The sequence below is a fragment of the Paraburkholderia phenoliruptrix genome, from assembly GCF_047325075.1.
In the GTDB taxonomy this organism is placed as follows: domain Bacteria; phylum Pseudomonadota; class Gammaproteobacteria; order Burkholderiales; family Burkholderiaceae; genus Paraburkholderia; species Paraburkholderia phenoliruptrix.
On the sequence record NZ_CP168530.1, the window covers coordinates 542,178 to 561,247 of the forward strand.

The window sequence follows — 19,070 nt, forward strand, 5'->3', positions numbered from 1 at the left end:
CGGAATGACCGACATGACTCACTTCGATACCAGCCTCGTGCCGACCGGCGATATTTTTATCGGCGGCGAATGGCGGCAAGGGCGTGGCAACCCGTACAAAAGCCTGTATCCGGCGGATCAGTCGGTCAACATGGAAATCTCGACGGCCAATGCCGACGACGCCCGCGAAGCCGTGGAGGCCGCGGATATCGCGTGGCGCCGCGCCGACTGGTCCGGTTTGAAGCCGCATCAACGCGCGCTGATTCTGTACCGCATCGCCGATCTGATCATGGCGCGTCACGAGGCGCTCGCGCAATTGCAGCGCCGCGACAACGGCAAGCCCATCGGCGAAACGCGCGTGCTGGTGGCGAGCGCGGCCAACACGTTCCGCTATTTCGCAGCGTGCCTTGAAACGCTCGACGAAGAAGTGACGCCCTCGCGCGGCGACTATCTGACGATGAGCGTGTACGAGCCGATCGGCGTGATCGCGGCCATTACGCCGTGGAATTCGCCCATTGCCTCCGACGCGCAGAAGCTCGCGCCGGCACTCGCAGGCGGCAACGCGGTGGTATTGAAGCCCGCGGAAGTGACGCCGCTCGTTTCGTTGGCGCTCGCGCGCATCTGCGAGGAAGCCGGCGTGCCGAAGGGCGTGATAAGCGTGCTGCCGGGCAAGGGTTCGGCGATCGGCGACGTGCTCGTGCGTCATCCGCTCGTGAAGAAAGTGTCGTTCACCGGCGGCACCGAAGTGGGCCGCGGCATCGCGCGCATTGCAGCGGACAAGCTGATGCCGGTCTCGCTCGAACTGGGCGGCAAGTCGCCGACCATCGTATTCGACGACGCGGATCTCGATCATGCGGTCAATGGCGTGCTGTACGGCATTTTCAGTTCGTCGGGCGAGGCGTGTATCGCCGGCTCGCGTCTTTTCGTGCAGCGGTCGATTTACGACGCGTTCATGAAGCGTCTCGTGGAAGGCGCGCGCAAGCTGCGCGTCGGCGATCCTTCGCGCGCGCAAACGCAAATGGGTCCGCTCATTACGGAAGCGCATCGCGAAACAGTCGAACGCTACGTCGCGCTGGGTCTGCAAGAGGGCGGCCGGCTTCTGTGCGGCGGCGAACGTCCGGTCGGCGACGGCCGCGAACAGGGCACCTACTACCAGCCGACCATCCTCGAAGGCCTCACCAACGACGCACGCATCTGCCAGGAAGAAATCTTCGGGCCGGTGCTCGTGGCCATGCCCTTCGACGACGAGGTGTCATTGCTGAAGGACGCGAACCATAGCGTGTTCGGCCTTGCCGCAGGCATCTGGACGCGCGACTACAAACGGGCGTATCGAATTGCCCGCGCACTGGAAGCCGGCACTGTCTGGATCAACACCTACAAGCTGTTCTCGATTTCGACGCCGTTCAGCGGCTGGAAAGAGAGCGGCATGGGACGCGAGAAAGGCCGGCTCGGCATCCGCGAGTACATGCAACAGAAGAGCCTCTATTGGGGCTTGAACGACGCGCCGCTGGCGTGGGCTGACTAATACGCAAGAGGCGCTTTATGACGATTCTCGGCATTGAACAGATTATCTACGGCGTGACGGATCTCGCTACCTGTCGCCGCTTTTTCTCCGACTGGGGGCTGAAGGAGGTGGCGTACGACGAAACGCACGCGCGCTTCGAGACGCTCAACGGCTGCACCGTTCTGGCCGTCGACGCCAACGATCCGTCGTTGCCGCCCGCGTTCGAAGAAGGTCCGACGCTGCGCGAAGTGACCTGGGGCGTCGCGACCCGAGCGGAGCTCGACGCATTGCGCGGTCGCTTCGCGGGCCAGCCGGGCCATTTCGAAACCGACGAGGCAGTCGGCTGCATCGACCCGAACGGCATGGCGATCCGCGTGGAAGTGACGCGCAAGCGCGCGCTCGACATTCACGGCTCGCCCTCGAACGTGTGGGGCCAAACCTTGCGCGTCGATCAGCCTTCGCCAATCTATGAACGCGCCGAGCCGGTGGAAGTCGGGCACGTCGTGTTCTTCACGAACCGGCTCGCCGAGCAGGAAAAGTTCTATCACGAGCTGCTCGGCTTCGAGACGTCGGACCGCTATCCGGGCCGCGGTGCGTTCATGCGTCGCGCGCCACACGGCGGCCATCACGACATTTTTCTGCTCGCGCTGCCCAACGGCAAGCGCGGTTTGAACCACGTCGCGTTCACCGTGCGCGACATTCATGAAGTGTTCGGCGGCGGCATGCATATCAGCCGCTGCGGCTGGGACACGCAACTTGGGCCGGGGCGCCATCCGGTTTCGTCGGCGTACTTCTGGTACTTCCAGAATCCCGCGGGCGGGCTGATCGAGTACTACGCCGATGAGGACCAACTCACGCCCGAATGGCAGCCGCGCGATTTCGAACCCGGCCCGACCGTGTTCGCCGAATGGGCGATAGACGGCGGCATCGACGGCAATACGCGTCGCCAGAAAAACGCGAAGGCGCCGGAAGGCAAGTTCATGACGGAGCGCAAAAATGACTGATGCTGCTACTGCAAAGGCGCAGGCCGTGCATGCCGAACTCGAGGCGCCGCGCACGATCGCCGTGATCGGCGGCGGTCAGGCGGCGGGCTGGGTGGTGAAGACGCTGCGCAAGGAAGGCTTCGACGGCCGCCTCGTGATGATCGCCGACGAGGTGCATCTGCCGTACGAGCGGCCGCCGCTTTCGAAGGCCGTGCTGGCGGGCGAGGCCAACATGGACACGGTGCGCCTCGTCAAGCCGGACGATTTCGACGCGCTGAACATCGAGGCGTGGCAGCCGGACTCGGCAATCTCGATCGATCGCGAAACGCGCACGGTTCGCACGCAAGCGGGCCGCGAAGTGCACTACGACCGCCTCGTGATCGCAACGGGCGGCGCGGCGCGGCGCTTGCCTGAGTCGCTCGTGAAGACCTCGCACATTGCCTATCTGCGCACGCTCGACGAAGCGCTCGCGCTCGGCGAACGGCTGCGTGCCAGCAAGCGTGTGCTGGTGGTGGGCGGCGGCTGGATCGGCCTCGAAGTCGCGGCAACGGCGCGCAAGCTCGGCGTCGAGGCGACGGTCGTGGAGGGCGCGCCGCGTCTGTGCGCGCGCTCGTTGCCGCCGCTCGTGTCCCGCTTCCTGCTGGAACTGCATCGTGCGAATGGCGTGGACGTGCGCCTGAATGCGGCGCTCACGAAGCTCGACGATCATCCGAACGACGCGACTCGCATCCGCGCAACTTTCGCGGACGGTTCGACCCTCGACGCCGATTTCGCGGTGGCGGGCATCGGCCTCACCCCGCATACGGCATTGGCGCAGGCGGCGGGCGTGAAGGTGGAAGACGGCATCGTGGTCGACCATTTCGGCGCGACCGACGACCCGCGCATCTTCGCGTGCGGCGACGTAGCGAATCATCCGAGCGCCTGGCTCAAGCGGCGCGTGCGGCTGGAATCATGGGCCAACGCGCAAAACCAGGCGATTGCGGTGGCGAAAGCGCTGCTCGGCACGTTCGAGCCGTACGCGGATATTCCGTGGTTCTGGTCCGATCAGTACGACGTCAATTTGCAGATTCTCGGCGACATTCCGGCCGATGCACAGCTGGCCGTGCGCGGCGATCTCGCGGCCAAACGGGCGACGCTGTTCCATCTCGAAGACGGCGCGATTCGCGGCGTGATCGCCATCAACACGCCGCGCGAGCTGAAGCTCTCGCGCAAGTGGATGAATCAAGGCCGGACTATCGACCTTGCCACACTGACCGACGCCTCAACGGCGCTTGCCTAACCACATCTACGGACGGCACAACGGCATGAGAACCATCGACAACATGATTGGAGACCGCAGCGGCGCCGGTGTTTCGGGCCCTGTCACAAGAGGGTCGATTATCGCGCGACTCGAGCGGCTGCCGAAGAATGCGATGCAGGTGCGTGCGCGCATTCTGATCGGTCTCGCCACGTTTTTCGACGGCTTCGACGTGATCGCAATCGCGGCGACGCTGCCGGTGCTGATCGCGAAATGGCATTTGACGCCGTGGGAAATCGGCTTTCTGATCGGCTCCGGTTCGGTCGGACAATTGATCGGTGCATTCGTGTTTCCGTGGTACGCCGAGCGTCAAGGGCGTGTGCGGGCGATTGCGCTGAGCTCGGGCATCATCGGCGTGACGAGTATTGCGTGCGGCTTTGCGCCGACGTTTGCAGCGTTTGTCGCGTTGCGCGTGATTCAGGGCCTGGGCCTCGGCGGCGAGTTGCCGGTTGCCGCGACTTACATCAACGAGATCAGCCGGGCGCATGGGCGCGGCCGCTTCGTGCTGTTGTACGAGATCGTGTTTCCGGTGGGTCTGCTCGCTTCCAATGCGCTCGGTGCCTGGATCGTGCCGCGTTTCGGCTGGCAGGCGATGTATTTTATCGGCGGCATGCCGTTGATTCTGTTCTTCGTGCTGCGCAAGCTCGTGCCCGAATCGCCGCGCTGGCTCGCCGAACGCGAACGCATGGCCGATGCCGATGCCGCCGTGCATGCATTCGAACGGGCGGCGAAGGGACCGCTGCCGCCCGTCACGCAGGCGGCGGAATTCGAAGCGATGGCGAACCGGCACCCGAAGCGTCGCATGAGCGATCTGTTCGGTGCGGCGTATCTGAAGCGCACGTTGGCCGTCGCGATGCTGTGGATCACGTGCGGCTTCATTCAGTATGGCCTGTCGACGTGGTTGCCCACGATCTACCGCACGGTCTATCACGCGCCGCTGCAACTGGCGTTGAACCTGGCGGTGGCAGCTTCCGTGCTCGGCGTGGTGGGATCGTTGACGTGCGCGCTGCTCGTCGACAAGGTGGGGCGCAAGCCGATCATCAATCTGTCATTCGTGGCGTGTGCGCTGTCGCTGCTGTTTGCAGGCGTTTTCCACGACTCTTCCGTGTATGTGGTGGCGGCGTGTTGTGCGTTGTCGCTCGGCTTTCTCGCGTGCGGCTTCATCACAGCTTATGTTTATACGCCGGAGCTGTATCCGACCAGCATCCGCGCGATGGGCTGCGGCGTGGGCGGCGCGTGGCTCAAAGTAGCGGCGATCTTCGCGCCGGCGATTGTGTCGAAGACGATGATCGGCGGCAATTTGCAGTTTGCGTTTTATATTCTCGCGGCGGTGCCCTTTCTGGCGGCGGTGGCGGTTCATTTCCTTGGCATTGAAACCAAGGGCAAGGTGCTCGAGCAGCTGGAGGCTTGAGGGCAGGGTTCCCAAGGCGGTGATGTGATGCGGTGATTGCGGGGACGAAAAAGCGCACTGGGAGGTGCGCTTTTTCGTTTTGTGGCGGCGTAGAAAAGCGAATCGATATCGCGACTCAAAATGCGTCGGAAAAGGCCTACAGGCGGCAGGAGAAGTACTACTTAAATAGAGACCGGTCTGATAGATATCCGTCTTACGCTTAGGTATCGTTTATCACTTGGTAGTGCTACTTAATATAAACAATAAGGATATCGATGATAAGTCTTCCACGGGAAGAACCCGCGCGTTTTTATGTGGCTGCCCGGCAAGGGCGGGGGCGGGTGCGGCAAATTGTGAGCGTGGGTGCAGTGACATATATGGCGATTCTGCCGATGACGGCGCATGCCGACGACATTACATACGGCTATGACGCGATAGGCCGCCTTACGTCGGTTTCGGTCGCGGGCGAAACTGCCTATTACGACTACGACGCGGCGGGCAACATATCGGCGATCCGCAGACAGATGGCGGTGTCCTCAACGCCTTCCGGTGCATTGAATTCTTCTGCGTTGGCAGATGCAGAAGTGTCTTCTTGATCCGTTGCTTTAGCGCAAACCTCGCGCTAGTCAGGCAATTCGCCCTCTTCCTCAGGAAATCCATGCAAGTCACCGATGCCATTGCAGCGCGTCGGGCGCTAATGCGTCCTTTCGCCGTATTTTTCTTGGTTCTTTTATCGGGCTTAGTGTCACCGCATGCCTATGCAGCAATAGATTGCGAAACAAAGTATGCCAATTCCGGCGCTTATCCGGCTGACCCGCAATGCCCGTTGAACGCCGCATCCGCCGATTTTGGCGGCATGGGTGGTTATGCGTGCGGAGATACTTCAGTAATTGCCGCTTACTGTAGCGGCCCGACTACCGGTACAACGTCCGAGCCGTCCTCTCCGGACGGGACTGCGACTGCCGACGGCGACGGTACTGACGGCGCTGACGATCAATCCGGCGGAGCCGACGGTTCAGGTGACTCAGCCGGTTCTGACGATTCCGGTAGTTCGGGCGATGCTAGCGATGCTACTGGTGCAGACAACTCTGCGGGTTCCGGCGGCTGCGGGGACGGAGGCGCGACGGCAGGGTGCGGCAGCAGTACGTCGGGCGCGGACCCCGTGAAACTCAACACCGGTCAGTTCCACCTTGTAGCCCATGATCTGCGCGTCAGCGACACTATCGCGCTGGATCTCGCACGCGTCTACCGTAGCAGCGCATACGACTCGTCAGGCAGACCGATGGCCGGCGCCTTCGGCATCGGGACGACGGTCAACTACGACGGCTACCTAACGGTGAGCGCTGCAGACAGCAACAATCTGCGGCAGCTCATCCAACTGTATCTACCGAGCGGAATCCGCATTTCGTTTACGCTTCGCGCCGGCACTACGTCGACGTGGGACGACCTGACGAGCCCTGGGAAGTACTTCCGCGCTACTATCACTGGCAGCGGCACGAAACTGCTGACGCTGCGCGACGGCCGCACCATGCAGTTCACCATGCTCGGCGGCCTGTACCGGTTGACACGGCTTCAAGATCGCAATGGCAACACGGTGACCATGGCGCGCGACAGTAAGACGGGCGCGCTAACTAAGCTGACGAGCCCCAACAGCAGGTCGCTCACGTTCACGTCGGTGATCGGTACGCGAGGTACCCCGCTCATTTCTGGCGTCACCGACGGGCTGAACCGCCATGTGAGTTACCAGTACGACGGTCTGGACCGCCTGACGCAGGTTACGGATGCGGCGGGCGGCCTCTGGGAATACAGCTGGGATGACAAGAGTCGACTTGTGGGCGTGACGGACCCCGAGGGCAACCAGCAGGTCATCAACACTTACGACGACAATGACCGCGTAGTGAGCCAGAGGCTCGCGGACGGCAGCACTTTCGCGATGGCCTATACCGCCGCAGGCGGGAAGATCACTCAGACGGAGGTGACGGACCGGCGTGGCAGCATCCGTCGTCTGGAATTCGATGCGAACGGTCGGGTGCAGCGTAATACCTATCCGGCGGGACATGACATTGCTCAGGTTCAGACGTACGGGTACGACACCACGGGTCGAATGACAAGTGCCACGGTCGGCGACCGTCAGTATGTGTTCGTCTACGACGCAAACGGCAACCGCGTCACCGATGCGGACCAGTACGGCACGCTCGTGACGCGGACCTTCGACGCCTACAGCCGGTTGCTCACGAAAGCGTCGGCAGGCGATCCTCAGCGCGGTGTCAGCACTGTCTACGCGTACGACTCGAAGGGAAATCTGCTATCGGCTACCGACCGGCTCGGCAATCGCACAGTCTTCACGAACGATAGCCAAGGTCGCCGTTTGACGGTCACTGACGCGCTGAAGGGTTTGACCAAATATGTCTGGACGGGCGCCGATCTTACGAGCGTGACAGACCCGCTGAACCGGACTACTCAGTTCACGACTGATGCCGTCGGTCGGGTGACCGCGGTACAAGACCCGCAGGGAAACAGGACACAGCGGACGCTGGACGCACTCGGTCGCACCGTCGACATCACGGACGCGCTCAATGGCGTTACACGTTTCACGTGGGACCGCAACGGTCATCTGCTGAGCCGGTCTGATCCCAAGGGCGTCACAACGCGATACACGTATAACTCAATTGGACGTCCTCAGACCAAGACAGATCCTTTGGGTAACAGCGAGAGATACGCGTGGAATAGTGCCGGGCAGATCGCGGCGGTGACCGACCGCAAGGGTCAGGTAACGACCTATATCTATGACGCAGCCGGTCGTACGGTACGGACCGATTTCCGAACGGCAGCGGCGGCTGCGCCTGTTCGAAGCTGGGTGTACGGCTGGGATAACAAGACTGGATACTTGAGCGGCACGCAGGACTTTTTCCCGACGGCTGACGGTCGCAACCAGAAAGAAGTCGATACGGTGTTTTACTACGATGCCGTAACGGGCAAGCTGATACGTACATTTGATTCTCCGACAATTCAAGGCATCTGGACATATCGCTATGCGCCTGACACGCGCGACGTCGCCGGCATCGACATGGACCGGGCAACCGTGAATTACAGCCGCGACGCCGAACATCGCGTGACGCAGATCCAGTATCAGGTGAATGACGAAGATGTGCGTACGTTCGGTTACTCGTATGACGCGCTCGGTCGACGAAGTCAAGAGACGTTTGCCAACGGAATTACTGCCATCTACGCGTGGGATGCTGCGAGCCAACTGACGGGTATCACTTACAAGCGGGCCGACGGCGGCTTCTTGGGGGATCTGACGTATGGGTATGACGCGGCCGGACGGCGTATCAAAGCCGGTGGCAGCCTCTCTAAAGTAAGTTTGCCGCAGGCGGTCAACGACGCGCAGTACAACGCGGCGAACCAGTTGACGCGTTGGGCGGGTAAGACATTCGCTTACGACCTTAACGGCAACGTCGTAAGCGACGCGATCAATCAGTACAACTGGAACGAACAAGGCCTGCTTAGCCGGATCAGCGGCGGCGTGATGGCGAGCTTTGCTTACGATATGTTCGGTCGCCGCAGGGATCGTACGGTCGACGGTCACCGTATGCAGACCACGTGGATCGGCGGTGAGATGAACTTCATGGTGCCGGACGGGGATTGGTCACAGCGCATCCGCGTGTTCTCGCCGTACCCGACGAGCGATGTCGATGAATTGACGTTCCGACGTATCGGAGATGATTCGAGTCAGGACAGGTACGTTCTGCGCGATGCAAATAACAATGTGATTGCGTTGACGGACGCTCAGCAGCAGAGCCAGACGGTGTATAGCTACGAGCCATATGGTGCGACGATGCAGACCGGTCTGGCTGACCCCAACACGCAGCAGTACACCGGGCGGGAGAATGATGGGACGGGGTTATATTACTACCGTAACCGGTATTACAGTCCGCAGACTGGCAGGTTCATCAGCGAGGATCCGATCGGTTGGGCGAGTGGGCAGACGAATGCGTATGCTTATGTGGGTGGCAATCCGCTTTCCTATAGCGATCCATTGGGATTAAGCCGCGGCACGCTCTGGACAGGCGGTCCTTCCGGCGGATTCGTGGTTCATCCACACAAGGGAGACATTGACTATTACGATGCCAGTGGAAATCTCTCTGCCCAGTATCACCGGAGTCACGGTGATGCGCCCCATGGGCATAACATCGGTCCGGGTTTTGATCGTAATGAACACGTGCCGCTGTGTCCGATTCCATAGGCAGTTTCAGTAATGGAGAAAAAATGGACGAAGTGAGTGGTTCTGCGTGGCCCGTTGTGAAAGACAATGAGCTTCTCCTGAAGGTCTTCGGGAGATACCCGTCGTTTCATGATGCGAGCGTGCTTTCCATTAGCATGGAGCGAGCGAAGCGGATGAGGAGACATGATCCGGCAACTGGGCCCGTCGATCCACGTCGGCTGGAGTTTGTCGATGTGATACTTGAAGTACTACACCGGGAGCATCGACCGGCGGCCGAGCGGATTGAGCGGTCGGATTACGCGGTTACGATCGCTCTCCTGGATGTGCGCAGTGCCAGTATTGATGTCAACGCCATGCTTGATGACAGCTTTGTTTCGGAAATCAGCTTGCGACATCAGCCTGACGGGTTACTTGCGTTTGATCTTGAGCCTAACATCGGACTCGACGTCCAACTCGTTTGTGCGGCGGCGGAAATCCGTTCCATCCGGCCTTATCGCGGCGCTGTGCTGCTTGAGCCCAATATCGTGGTGTTTCCATAGCAGGTGTGGAGTGGTGAAGTGACCAGAAGGGCCGCGTTCGCGGCCCTTCTGTATTTAAAGCGGCGTAATGACGAGTTTCTGGTGCTCGACGGTAATACGCACGCGCTGTCCGGGCTCGAAACCGGCGGTCTCGATCCATCGCCCGGAGAGCTTCATCCACGGAAAGGTGGCCGGCTCCTTGCGCAGATGAAAGGGCAGGCGTGCCGGTTTCTGATAGCGCCAGGATTGCTGGATGGTGACAGAGCGTTCGGTGACGGGTGGCGGTGGTGCTTTATGATTGGCGTCAGCCATGATCGACTCTCCTGATAAGAGTGGGTGGTGGTCAGCGGGCGGTGAGTGTTGGTAGCACTCATCGCCCGCGCTTCGTTTACGGCGTTACATCGCCTTCCTTACTGCTGTTGCGCCTGCGCGAGCACGGCTTCGAGCATCTGCGCGACGAACTGCTGCTTCGCTTTAGGTAGCTGCGCAATGGCTTCAATGTGCTTCTGCCATCTGGGCATGGGACCGCGTTTGCGAGGTGAGCTAACCGGTATTACAGTCCGCAGACTGGCAGGTTCATCAGCGAGGATCCGATTGGCTGGGCGAGCGGGCAGACGAATGCGTATGCTTATGTCGGTGGCAATCCCGTATCAAGGGCCGACCCATTCGGGCTTGGGCCTTGGGATCAGAAGTATGGCTTGCCGAATACTTATTGGAGGTGGCTTCACCGGCAGGATGGCGGTTCGTTGATCAAAGAGCTTAAAGATCCGCAGACCGGACAACTCCCCAGGGATACTGCGTTGGAGTACTACAAGATCTATCTTTTAGAAACTGGACAATGTGGGTGACAGCTCAGGATTTGTAAGGTGATGAATTTATGCCCGGTTGCATTCTTTGTGGATTTGGTGCGGAGTTTGAAGTGGACAGCTTCTTGGCGTCCTCGCCGTGGTCAGGCGTAGCCGAAACATTTCGACGAGGAGCGACCGGAAATGCATATCGCCCAACTCGGGAGTACTCGTCGCTTCAGATCGCCGTGTCTCCCATTGACGAAGATTTTCTCGAGCCCCAAGTCAATGCGGCGCTTGCTTTCTTGCGAACGTATGACGCCGAGGTGAGGCGTCTGGTCACGTTTCCAGGCGTGGACGCAGTAGAGTTTCGCCTCGGCCTCTTCTGGCTGCCCGATACGGCTATTTACCCGATTTCTCTCACGCCATCGTTTCTCAAGGCAGTTGGCGACGTTGGCGCGAGCGTTGACATATATGTTTATGCAAGCGACGGTGAAAGCGAGGTTTAAACGTTGCCATTGGCAAAGGTATAGCTGGGAGCTCACGGACGAGCCGCAGTGAGCGACAACGCGGCGAGCCGGTTTTGGCGTAGGACAAGGCACGGAGTGGTGGCGTGACATAAAGGGCCGCGCGAGCGGCTCTTTCGATTCAAAGTGGTGTAGTGATGAGTCGCCGGTTCCCGACGGTGTTGCGCGCGCGCTCAATCTTCGGAACCAGCGCTCAGAACCCATTCCGTCGCCCAACGCCACTCACGCCCCACTTCACACCTGCTTCCGATAAACCACAAACCCCGACTTATCCGCCACCGTGTCATACAAGCGCATCGCAGTGTGGTTCGTCTCATGCGTTTGCCAGTACACGCGTTGCGAGCCGTCCGCTTTCGCGCGCGCATATACGGCTTCGATCAACGCGCGGCCCACGCCTTTGCCGCGCTCCGCCTCCAGCGTGTAAAGATCTTGTAGATAGCAGATCGGTCCCGCGAGCGTCGTATGACGGTGATAGAGAAAGTGCACGATGCCGACTAACTGATCGCCGCGTTCGGCGACCATCGCGTGCATCGGTTCATAAACGTCGAAGAAGCGGCCCCAGGTAAGCTGAGTGATTTCGCGCGGCAATGCGGTTTCGCCGGAGCGGCCATAAAACGCGTTGTAGGCATCCCATAGCGGCAGCCATGCGTCGAAATCCTGTTGTTTGACGGGGCGGATGTGAATCGTGTCGGACATGCGCGGCTCCTTGTTATGTCGGCAGGCAAACCGTCAGCATAAGAAAATCGGGCCGCTATTGTTAGCTCCAGCGCGCGGCCCTAATTTGGAGCCATGCTTTCGTCGGGCCGTCGATGCAAGCGTGCTTACACCGTCTCGGCTCTGAGCCACTGGACAAGCGCGCTGTCGTCGCCGGTTTCGAGCGCATGCGCGACGCGCTGCCCGACAGCGGCGCCGAACTTGTAGCCGTGCCCTGAACATGCCGACACCACGAGCGTCTTGCCGATCCGCTTCGAAAAGAACCGCTGATCCGCCGTGAAAGTGTACGCGCACGTTTTCACCTCGGTTACCGCGTATTCGTCAATGCGGCTCAACGGCGGCGCAAAGAGCCGCCGCAACCGGTCGCCTTCGCCGGGCATGGCGACGCGGTCGGTTTCCGCATCCGCCACTGCTCGCTTTAACACGCCCGCCCCGAACTTGAGACCGACGCCGTCGATGGGCGGCAACACGTAGCCGTCACTCGAACCGCCAATATCGACGATTGCCGGCGCGTTCGACCATGTGTGCTCGAGATCCGCAGGCGGCGTCAGATAAGCCACGGTGTTGCGATAAATGGTGAGATGGTCGGCCAGTGACGGAAAGAGCCGCAGCGTCCACGCGCCCGTCGTCACCACGAGCCTGTCCGCGTGGATCGTCGTGCCGTCTTCGGTGTGAATGCTCGCCGCTTGGGGATCGATTGCAACTGCTTTCGCATGCAGGCGAACGTCGACGCCGCGCATGCGCAGCCACGCTTTCAGATCGTGCGCAATGCGCTCGCTGAAGAGCGCGCCTCCTTCGCGATCGAGATACGCGTACCGGAACGTGGCGGCGTCGAGAAACGGATAACGCTCGGCGGCTTCTCGCGGATCGAGCCGTTCGTAGTCGAAACCCATGCGCTCGAGGCCAAGGCGAAACTGCTCGGCGCCGTCGCCCGCAAACTGCGAAATGCCGAGCACACCGCAGTTCGCGTAATGCGACACGCCGAGATCGTCCCACAGCCTGTCCCAACTATCGAACGCTTCGGCGATGGTCTGTGCATAGCCGTCGGCGTCGCCATATGCACGGCGAATCATGCGATGCCGGTCGCCCGACGCCGCGAGCGGATTCGGGATCGACCCCTGCTCGATTAGCGTGACGTCATGCCCTGCTTTGGTGAGCGACCACGCCGTGCTCAGTCCGGCGATTCCCGCGCCAACGATTGCCACACGCATGCCCATTCCCCGATCGGTTGAACGGGGTCCAGTCTAGCAGCGGGAAAAAATAAGCGGTGTATTGCGAAAAGCGGCGAAGAGCGGCGCGCGTGTCCGTTCAATCAACCGACGAATGGCACGCGCCTTAAAATGGTGGTCGCCCCGCGCCGCAATGCCGGCGGGGCAACAATGGGGACAAGGGCGGGCTCAATGCTTGCGACGCGAGCCGTCGCGAAGCTGGTCGCGCACTTTTCTGGCCGCAAAAAGCGGCACGTAATCGAATACCCGCGCTTGATGCCGATAGTCGGCGAGGATGTCCTGATACATCTGCGAGACGGTTTCCGCGGGCGTATTGGTTTCCTCAGCGATGCTTCTGACCACTTCGTCTACATTCGGTTCGGGTTGCGACATGGAATGTCTCCAGTTAAGCGGCGGTGGGATACGCGAGTGTGGCCAAACACAGGGCTTTTATTAGAGGATGCGATGCCCGCCGATGCCAATTGAATCGGTCTATCGCGTGTTGCACGCCACAGAGATTTTTTTCTTGCCTCGCGAATTTCGCCGCCTTAGCGCAGACTCGCCGGCCGCCAGCGTGAAATAAACCGAAACACATCATTGAGCGCGTCATGGAATAAAACGGCACACTCAGCAGTTCTTGTCCGTGAATGGCGCACCGCTGAAAACCGCCATGACAAACACTTTGCAACGACTTCCTCGCCGAGCGCACGACTGATGAACACGCAAGCCGAACCCCTCGCCAAACACACTGACTTATCCGCGCCCTCGCGCTATACGCGCATGGCGATGGCGCTGCACTGGCTCATCGCGCTGCTGATCATCGGCAATGTCGCGCTTGGCCTGTCCGCCGACTCGCTGCCCGACGGCTGGGTGCGCCCCGTGATCGACACGCACAAGTCCATCGGCATCACCGTGCTCGGCCTCGCGCTGCTGCGCATTGTATGGCGCGTTTCGCACACGCCGCCGCCGTTGCCGCGCGAGTTTCCGTCGTGGGAAAAGTTGGCCGCGCATGCTGCGCACTTCATGCTCTATCTGCTGATGATCGCGCTGCCGCTTTCGGGCTGGCTGCACGACTCGGCATGGAAGGACGCGGCCACGCATCCCATGCGGCTTTTCGATCTGTTCACGTGGCCGCGTATCGGCTACGTCATGAATCTTGACCCCGCGTTGAAGGAGACGCTGCATGACCGCTTCGGCGTATTGCATACGTGGCTCGGCTATGCACTGTACGCATTGCTCGCCATGCATGTCGGCGGCGCGCTGAAGCACGAGTGGATCGATCGCAAGTCGGTTCTGAAACGCATGGTGCCGTGAGCGCCGTGTCGTTCATCGTTTGAAACCGCAGCCAAGACGGGCCATCTGCCATTTTGAAAAAGACCCTGGAACAGGCGTTCGCGCTTGCATCGCCTCGCATCGTGCCGCGCGGCACGACATTGTCGAGCACGCTGATTCACGCGGCGGTCGTCGCTGCATGGCTATTGCTGTTCGCGCGTGCTTTCTTTTTGCACGGCGTAGTGGCGTGGTCGACCGGGATTGCCTACGTCGTCTATGACACGTTGCTGCTCGCGTTCGTCACGTGGAAAACCTTACCGCTGATGCGCCGTGCGCCGCCGCTCGATCCCGACTACGATCGGCGCAATTTGCCCAGCATGGGCGTGGTCGTGGCGTCGCATAACGAAGCGGCGGTGCTGCCGGTCACGCTCGCGGCGCTGCTTCGGCAGGCGCACGGTCCCGCGCAAATCGTGATTGCCGACGACGGCTCCACGGATCACACGCATGCGCTGCTCACGGAGCGCTTCGGCCTCACCGCGCCGGCCGAGGGAAAGCTCAGCGCGCCCAGCGCGCTTCATCCGAATCTGTTCTGGCTGCGCATGCCGCACGGCGGCAAGGCGCGCACGCTGAACGCCGCCATTACGCTGATGAACACCGACACCGTCATGACCGTCGACGCCGACACGCTTCTCGACGACGACGCCACTTACGCCATGCGCGCCGCTTTCGCAAGCAGCCCCAAGCTGGTGGCCGCGGCCGGCATTCTGGTGCCGGTGTGCGGCAAGTCGGCGTCGGGGCGCGTGCTGCAGTGGTTTCAGACGTACGAGTACATGCGCAACTTCATCGCGCGCTTTGCATGGATGCGCGCCGACAGCCTGCTGCTCGTCTCGGGCGCCTTTGCTTCGTTCAGGCGCGAGGCGCTCCTGGACGTCGGCGGTTTCGATCCGCAGTGTCTCGTCGAGGACTACGAGCTGATTCACCGGCTGCGCCGCTATTCCGTCGACCGCGGCCTCGGCTGGGACGTGCGCGTGGTCGGCAACGCGCACGCGCACACGGACGCGCCGGACACCCTCGGCGGTTTCCTGCGCCAGCGCCGGCGCTGGTTTGCGGGCTTCCTGCAAACGCAGTACTGGAATCGCGACATGACGGGCAATCCGCGTTATGGAACGCTCGGCATGCTGATGCTGCCTGTGAAGGCGCTCGACACCATGCAGCCTATCTACGGCCTGACCGCGTTCGCACTGCTGCTCGCTTTTCTGCTCGGCGGCCACGGCGCGATCGTCGTCTCGATCTTCGGCGTGATCGGCCTCAAGACGGCAATCGACCTCGCCTTCTATCTATGGAGCATTCATCTTTACCGACGCTGGACCGGCCGGGGCACCGGCGCCACCATCGGGATGGCGATGCTGGCGGCGTTGGCCGAGCCGTTCACGTTCCAGCTGTTGCGGCACGCAGGCGCCGCGCTCGGCTGGCTGCACTTCCTGCGCGGCGGGCGTTCCTGGGGCGTGCAGCGCCGCACCGGTCTCGTGAGCCGCGACGAGGCGTAGCCCCGAAGCCCCGAAGCCCGAAGCCCGAAGCCCTCCAAACAACGCCTCGCGCCACCGCCCTGTCCCCCAGCCCAGCCGGCGCGGCGCTCTGGCCCCGTCGGACCCATGCTCTGCCCGGTTCGAGTAGACTGACGACGATAACGGCCGCGACACGCGGCCGCCTACTCTATCCGCACGTGCACGGAGGCTCCACACTATGCATGCTGTTCCCCCGCTCGAACAAAACACCGTCGAGGCGTCGCCAACGCATGCGGCATCGCCGAAAACCGCTCCCACGCAGGGCCACGCGGCCAACGACGCGCCGGTCCGCGACTTGCGCCGCGTCGGCATTCATCCCGACTACTGGTATCCGCTCGCGTGGTCGCATGAGGTGAAGCGCGGAAAGACGCACGGGGTGACGTTCGCTGGCGATCCCATCGTGCTCGCGCGTACGGAATCCGGCAAAGTGTTCGCGCTCGAAGACCGCTGCGCGCATCGGCAGGTGCCGTTGCATCAGGGTGTCGTCGACGGTGAGTCGATTCGTTGCGGCTACCACGGCTGGACTTACGACTGCTCGGGCAAATGCATCGACGTGCCGTACCTCGGGCGCGAGCGTTTGCCGAACGGCGTGCGCTCTTACCCGTGCCGTGAAGTGGAAGGACTGATCTTCGTGTTTCCCGGCGATCCAGCCATGGCCGAGGTTCGTCCGCTGCCCCGGCTCGGCTCCGTCTCGGACAAGAAGTACAAGACGCGGCGCTTCGGCCGTCCGGTGAATTGCCACTATTCGTTCATGCACGAGAATCTGATGGACATGAACCATCAGTTTCTGCACCGCCGCCAGATGGGGCAGATGCGCGCGCGTTCGCTCGGGCGGCGGCACGGCGAAGGCTGGGTCGAGGTCGACTACACGTTCGCGCGCATGGCGGGCCAGCAGCCCGTCGGCGAGGCGATCGTGTTCGGTCAGAGCCGCAAGAGCGGCGGCGACAACGACAAGGACGTGATGACGATCCGCACCGAATATCCGTATCAGACGCTGCAGATCCGCACGTCGGAAAACACACTGGTGATGGATTTGTGGATCGTCTATGTGCCGCTCGACCGTGAGCAGCGCACGAACCGCACGTTCGGACTGCTGTCGATCCGCAAGCCGGGCATTCCCGGCGCACTGAATCTCGCGTGGCCGCTGCTCGTATGGTTCACCGAGCGCATCTTCAAGGAAGACCGCGAAATCGTCGAGGCCGAGCAACGCGCGCACGATTCGCAGGGCGCGGACTGGAACCACGAGGTGTTTCCGGTCATCAACGAATTGCGCGCGCTGCTGCGCGAATGCGGGGCGCCGGACCAGATCGTCGGCGCTGGCACGGGGCACACGGAAGTGATCCGCTTCTGGGACTCGCGTCACGGCAGCCCGTTGGCGAAGACCTGAGCGTCACATGCACGGGCAGCTTTGCGCCTCGCCAGGAATTAATTCATCTCTGCCCCGCGAGTAATACGGCCCGGTCGGACAGCGATAATGGGAACCGGGCGGCAACGCCTGGCCCACTGATGCAGGCGGGTTTGCGCAAATCGGCATGCGCGGCGGCGCGACCCGTGTACCATTTCGCTTTTTTCGATTTCTGAAGACCGTCCCGTGACCACGCAACCGCTCCCCACCGCATCGCGCAAATCCCTCACTCTGCTGCAAATGCTCGGCCTGATCGGCGGCGCCGCTCTGATCGCTGCTATCGTGCTGAATCTGCTGGTTTAACGCCGTCATGTACAGGAAGGGCGTCGCTGTAGAACTGCAGTTTTCCCCCGAACGGCTCAACGACGGCGCAGGCGATCCCTACTGGATCGACCTGACGCATGACGAGGCGCAGCGCCTGCTGGAAAGCCTGCAGACACGCCTCGCCGGCAATGGCCATGGCGAGGGCACGCAGGCGCCGCTCGTCGTGAGCCTCGACGAAACGCCGGCCGCGCCGCAAACGCACGGCGCGCCGGAATCGCCGGATTCGCCGGCCGCGAACAATGCTTCGCCCGACGACTTCAAGCAATGGGTCTGTGTGATCTGCGGCTGGATCTACGACGAAGCCGCCGGTCTGCCCGAGGAGGGCATTGCGCCGGGCACGCGCTGGGCCGACGTTCCCGCCGACTGGCGCTGCCCGCTCTGCGACGTGGGCAAGGAAGACTTCGCGCTGGTTGAGTTCTAGAGTTCCAGGCGCCGGCCTGTGTCGTTTCAGCGCGCCCGCACGGTGCGCGTGTACGAGGCGATCATCGTCGCGAGTTCTTGCGCAGCAGGTGTGAGCGGAATGGCGGCGCGCTGCAGCAAGCAGACCGTCTGCTCGATCGCGCGCTCGCGAACCTCGATGGTGCTGAGCGCACCGGCAAACGGACCCTGCCTCGCGACAATCGACGACTCCAGCGACAGGCAATCCGTCGCGCCCACCAGATGCAGCGTCTCGTATAAACCTTCCACGGTCGCGACGATCTTCGGCGGCGCCAAGCCGTGGCTTTCGAACAGGTGATTCAGGCGATTGACGTGCGGGTCGTCGGTCAGATTCGGCGAGCGCGTGGCGATCCATGTGCAATCGGCCAGCTCGGCCAACGAGCGCGCCCGTGCCTTCGGATGACCCTTGCGGCACACGATCACCGGGTCCGACGCGTAAAGCGGCACGACGGACAGATCCGCCGTATCCGTGTGCTTGGAGACGAGTGCGGCCGCGAAGTCCAGCGTGCCTTCACGAATCCACGAAATCATCATGCGCGAGGTGCCGGTGCGCAGATGCAGCGCCACGCGTTCGAAGCGCGTGCGAAAGTCCATCAGCACATGCGCCAACGCATCGACCAGCGGTTCGGTCGTCATGCCGAAGGTGACTTCGCCCACATAGTCGCCGCGCAACTGCTGCACTTCCTGCTCGGCGCGCTCGCATTCGCCGATAATCGCGCCCGCCCGCTGCAGCAGACGTTGACCGAGCGCGGTCAGCGCAATGCCGCGGTTGGTGCGGATAAAGAGCGTCGCGCCCAATATCGATTCCAGGTTCTGCACCTGCTGCGTGATGCCGCTCTGTGCGACGCCGAGCGCGCGCGAGGCCGCGCGCAGGCTGCCATGCTCGGCGACTGCCTTGAAGGCGCGCAACTGGGAGATCGTGAGCGCCATGTGAGC

General features: G+C 61.9%; 18 protein-coding genes. 13 read left to right on the forward strand and 5 right to left on the reverse strand.

Annotation, left to right across the window (positions count from 1 at the left end; genetic code table 11):
* The first annotated feature begins 13 nt into the window (after positions 1-13).
* The 7 genes from ACEN8U_RS02395 to ACEN8U_RS02425 all read left to right on the forward strand — a co-directional run bounded on the left by ACEN8U_RS02395 (position 14) and on the right by ACEN8U_RS02425 (position 9,917).
* A complete protein-coding gene (locus tag ACEN8U_RS02395; RefSeq protein ID WP_310110007.1) occupies positions 14-1,504 on the forward strand; it encodes an aldehyde dehydrogenase in 1,491 nt (496 codons plus the stop codon).
* Between the two features lie 17 nt (positions 1,505-1,521).
* Positions 1,522-2,487 carry a VOC family protein gene (locus ACEN8U_RS02400; protein ID WP_310109932.1) on the forward strand — a complete coding sequence of 322 codons (966 nt, stop codon included), beginning with the start codon at positions 1,522-1,524 and terminating at the stop codon, positions 2,485-2,487.
* Entirely contained in the window at positions 2,480-3,745 is a 1,266-nt protein-coding gene (locus ACEN8U_RS02405) for an NAD(P)/FAD-dependent oxidoreductase (RefSeq protein WP_310109930.1), read from the forward strand. Before ACEN8U_RS02400 ends, ACEN8U_RS02405 begins: the two co-directional genes overlap by 8 nt.
* Positions 3,746-3,770: 25 nt before the next feature.
* Complete coding sequence (locus tag ACEN8U_RS02410) at positions 3,771-5,174, forward strand: MFS transporter (RefSeq protein WP_310109928.1); 1,404 nt, start codon at positions 3,771-3,773, stop codon at positions 5,172-5,174.
* Positions 5,175-5,530: 356 nt separating this feature from the next.
* Complete coding sequence (locus tag ACEN8U_RS02415) at positions 5,531-5,749, forward strand: RHS repeat domain-containing protein (RefSeq protein ID WP_310109926.1); 219 nt, start codon at positions 5,531-5,533, stop codon at positions 5,747-5,749.
* Between the two features lie 62 nt (positions 5,750-5,811).
* Complete coding sequence (locus tag ACEN8U_RS02420) at positions 5,812-9,399, forward strand: RHS repeat-associated core domain-containing protein (RefSeq protein WP_310109924.1); 3,588 nt, start codon at positions 5,812-5,814, stop codon at positions 9,397-9,399.
* A gap of 23 nt (positions 9,400-9,422) precedes the next feature.
* Positions 9,423-9,917: an Imm50 family immunity protein gene (locus ACEN8U_RS02425; RefSeq protein ID WP_310109922.1), complete on the forward strand. Its 495-nt coding sequence runs from the start codon at positions 9,423-9,425 to the stop codon at positions 9,915-9,917.
* A gap of 54 nt (positions 9,918-9,971) precedes the next feature.
* On the opposite strand, the gene ACEN8U_RS02430 is transcribed toward ACEN8U_RS02425, so the two are convergent.
* Positions 9,972-10,208, reverse strand: a complete 237-nt coding sequence (locus ACEN8U_RS02430) for a SymE family type I addiction module toxin (protein ID WP_310109920.1) — start codon at positions 10,206-10,208, stop codon at positions 9,972-9,974.
* Positions 10,209-10,489: 281 nt separating this feature from the next.
* On the opposite strand from ACEN8U_RS02430, the gene ACEN8U_RS02435 reads away from it, so the two are divergent.
* Positions 10,490-10,744, forward strand: a complete 255-nt coding sequence (locus ACEN8U_RS02435) for a hypothetical protein (protein WP_413657473.1) — start codon at positions 10,490-10,492, stop codon at positions 10,742-10,744.
* A 71-nt stretch (positions 10,745-10,815) separates the two neighbouring features.
* The gene (locus tag ACEN8U_RS02440) at positions 10,816-11,190 is read left to right on the forward strand and encodes a hypothetical protein (RefSeq protein WP_310109919.1); all 375 of its coding nucleotides are present in this window, start codon (positions 10,816-10,818) and stop codon (positions 11,188-11,190) included.
* A gap of 252 nt (positions 11,191-11,442) precedes the next feature.
* Here the strand turns inward: ACEN8U_RS02440 and ACEN8U_RS02445 are convergent, their stop codons facing one another.
* The 3 genes from ACEN8U_RS02445 to ACEN8U_RS02455 form a co-directional block, all read right to left on the reverse strand.
* Positions 11,443-11,904 carry a GNAT family N-acetyltransferase gene (locus ACEN8U_RS02445; RefSeq protein WP_310109916.1) on the reverse strand — a complete coding sequence of 154 codons (462 nt, stop codon included), beginning with the start codon at positions 11,902-11,904 and terminating at the stop codon, positions 11,443-11,445.
* 125 nt (positions 11,905-12,029) lie between these two features.
* Positions 12,030-13,133: an NAD(P)/FAD-dependent oxidoreductase gene (locus ACEN8U_RS02450; RefSeq protein ID WP_310109914.1), complete on the reverse strand. Its 1,104-nt coding sequence runs from the start codon at positions 13,131-13,133 to the stop codon at positions 12,030-12,032.
* A gap of 186 nt (positions 13,134-13,319) precedes the next feature.
* Positions 13,320-13,523, reverse strand: a complete 204-nt coding sequence (locus ACEN8U_RS02455) for a DUF3562 domain-containing protein (RefSeq protein ID WP_013591211.1) — start codon at positions 13,521-13,523, stop codon at positions 13,320-13,322.
* Positions 13,524-13,844: 321 nt separating this feature from the next.
* On the opposite strand from ACEN8U_RS02455, the gene ACEN8U_RS02460 reads away from it, so the two are divergent.
* From ACEN8U_RS02460 to ACEN8U_RS02475, 4 genes are all read left to right on the forward strand, one after another.
* Positions 13,845-14,444, forward strand: a complete 600-nt coding sequence (locus ACEN8U_RS02460) for a cytochrome b (protein ID WP_310109912.1) — start codon at positions 13,845-13,847, stop codon at positions 14,442-14,444.
* A gap of 53 nt (positions 14,445-14,497) precedes the next feature.
* Complete coding sequence (locus ACEN8U_RS02465; protein WP_310109911.1) at positions 14,498-15,949, forward strand: glycosyltransferase; 1,452 nt, start codon at positions 14,498-14,500, stop codon at positions 15,947-15,949.
* 196 nt (positions 15,950-16,145) lie between these two features.
* Entirely contained in the window at positions 16,146-17,354 is a 1,209-nt protein-coding gene (locus ACEN8U_RS02470) for an aromatic ring-hydroxylating dioxygenase subunit alpha (protein WP_310109910.1), read from the forward strand.
* 328 nt (positions 17,355-17,682) lie between these two features.
* Positions 17,683-18,117 (forward strand): rubredoxin, encoded by a 435-nt coding sequence (locus tag ACEN8U_RS02475; protein WP_310109909.1) that lies wholly within the window; start codon positions 17,683-17,685, stop codon positions 18,115-18,117.
* Between the two features lie 26 nt (positions 18,118-18,143).
* Here ACEN8U_RS02475 and ACEN8U_RS02480 read toward each other — a convergent pair whose 3' ends face one another.
* Entirely contained in the window at positions 18,144-19,064 is a 921-nt protein-coding gene (locus ACEN8U_RS02480; RefSeq protein ID WP_310109907.1) for a LysR substrate-binding domain-containing protein, read from the reverse strand.
* Between the last annotated feature and the right edge of the window lie 6 nt (positions 19,065-19,070).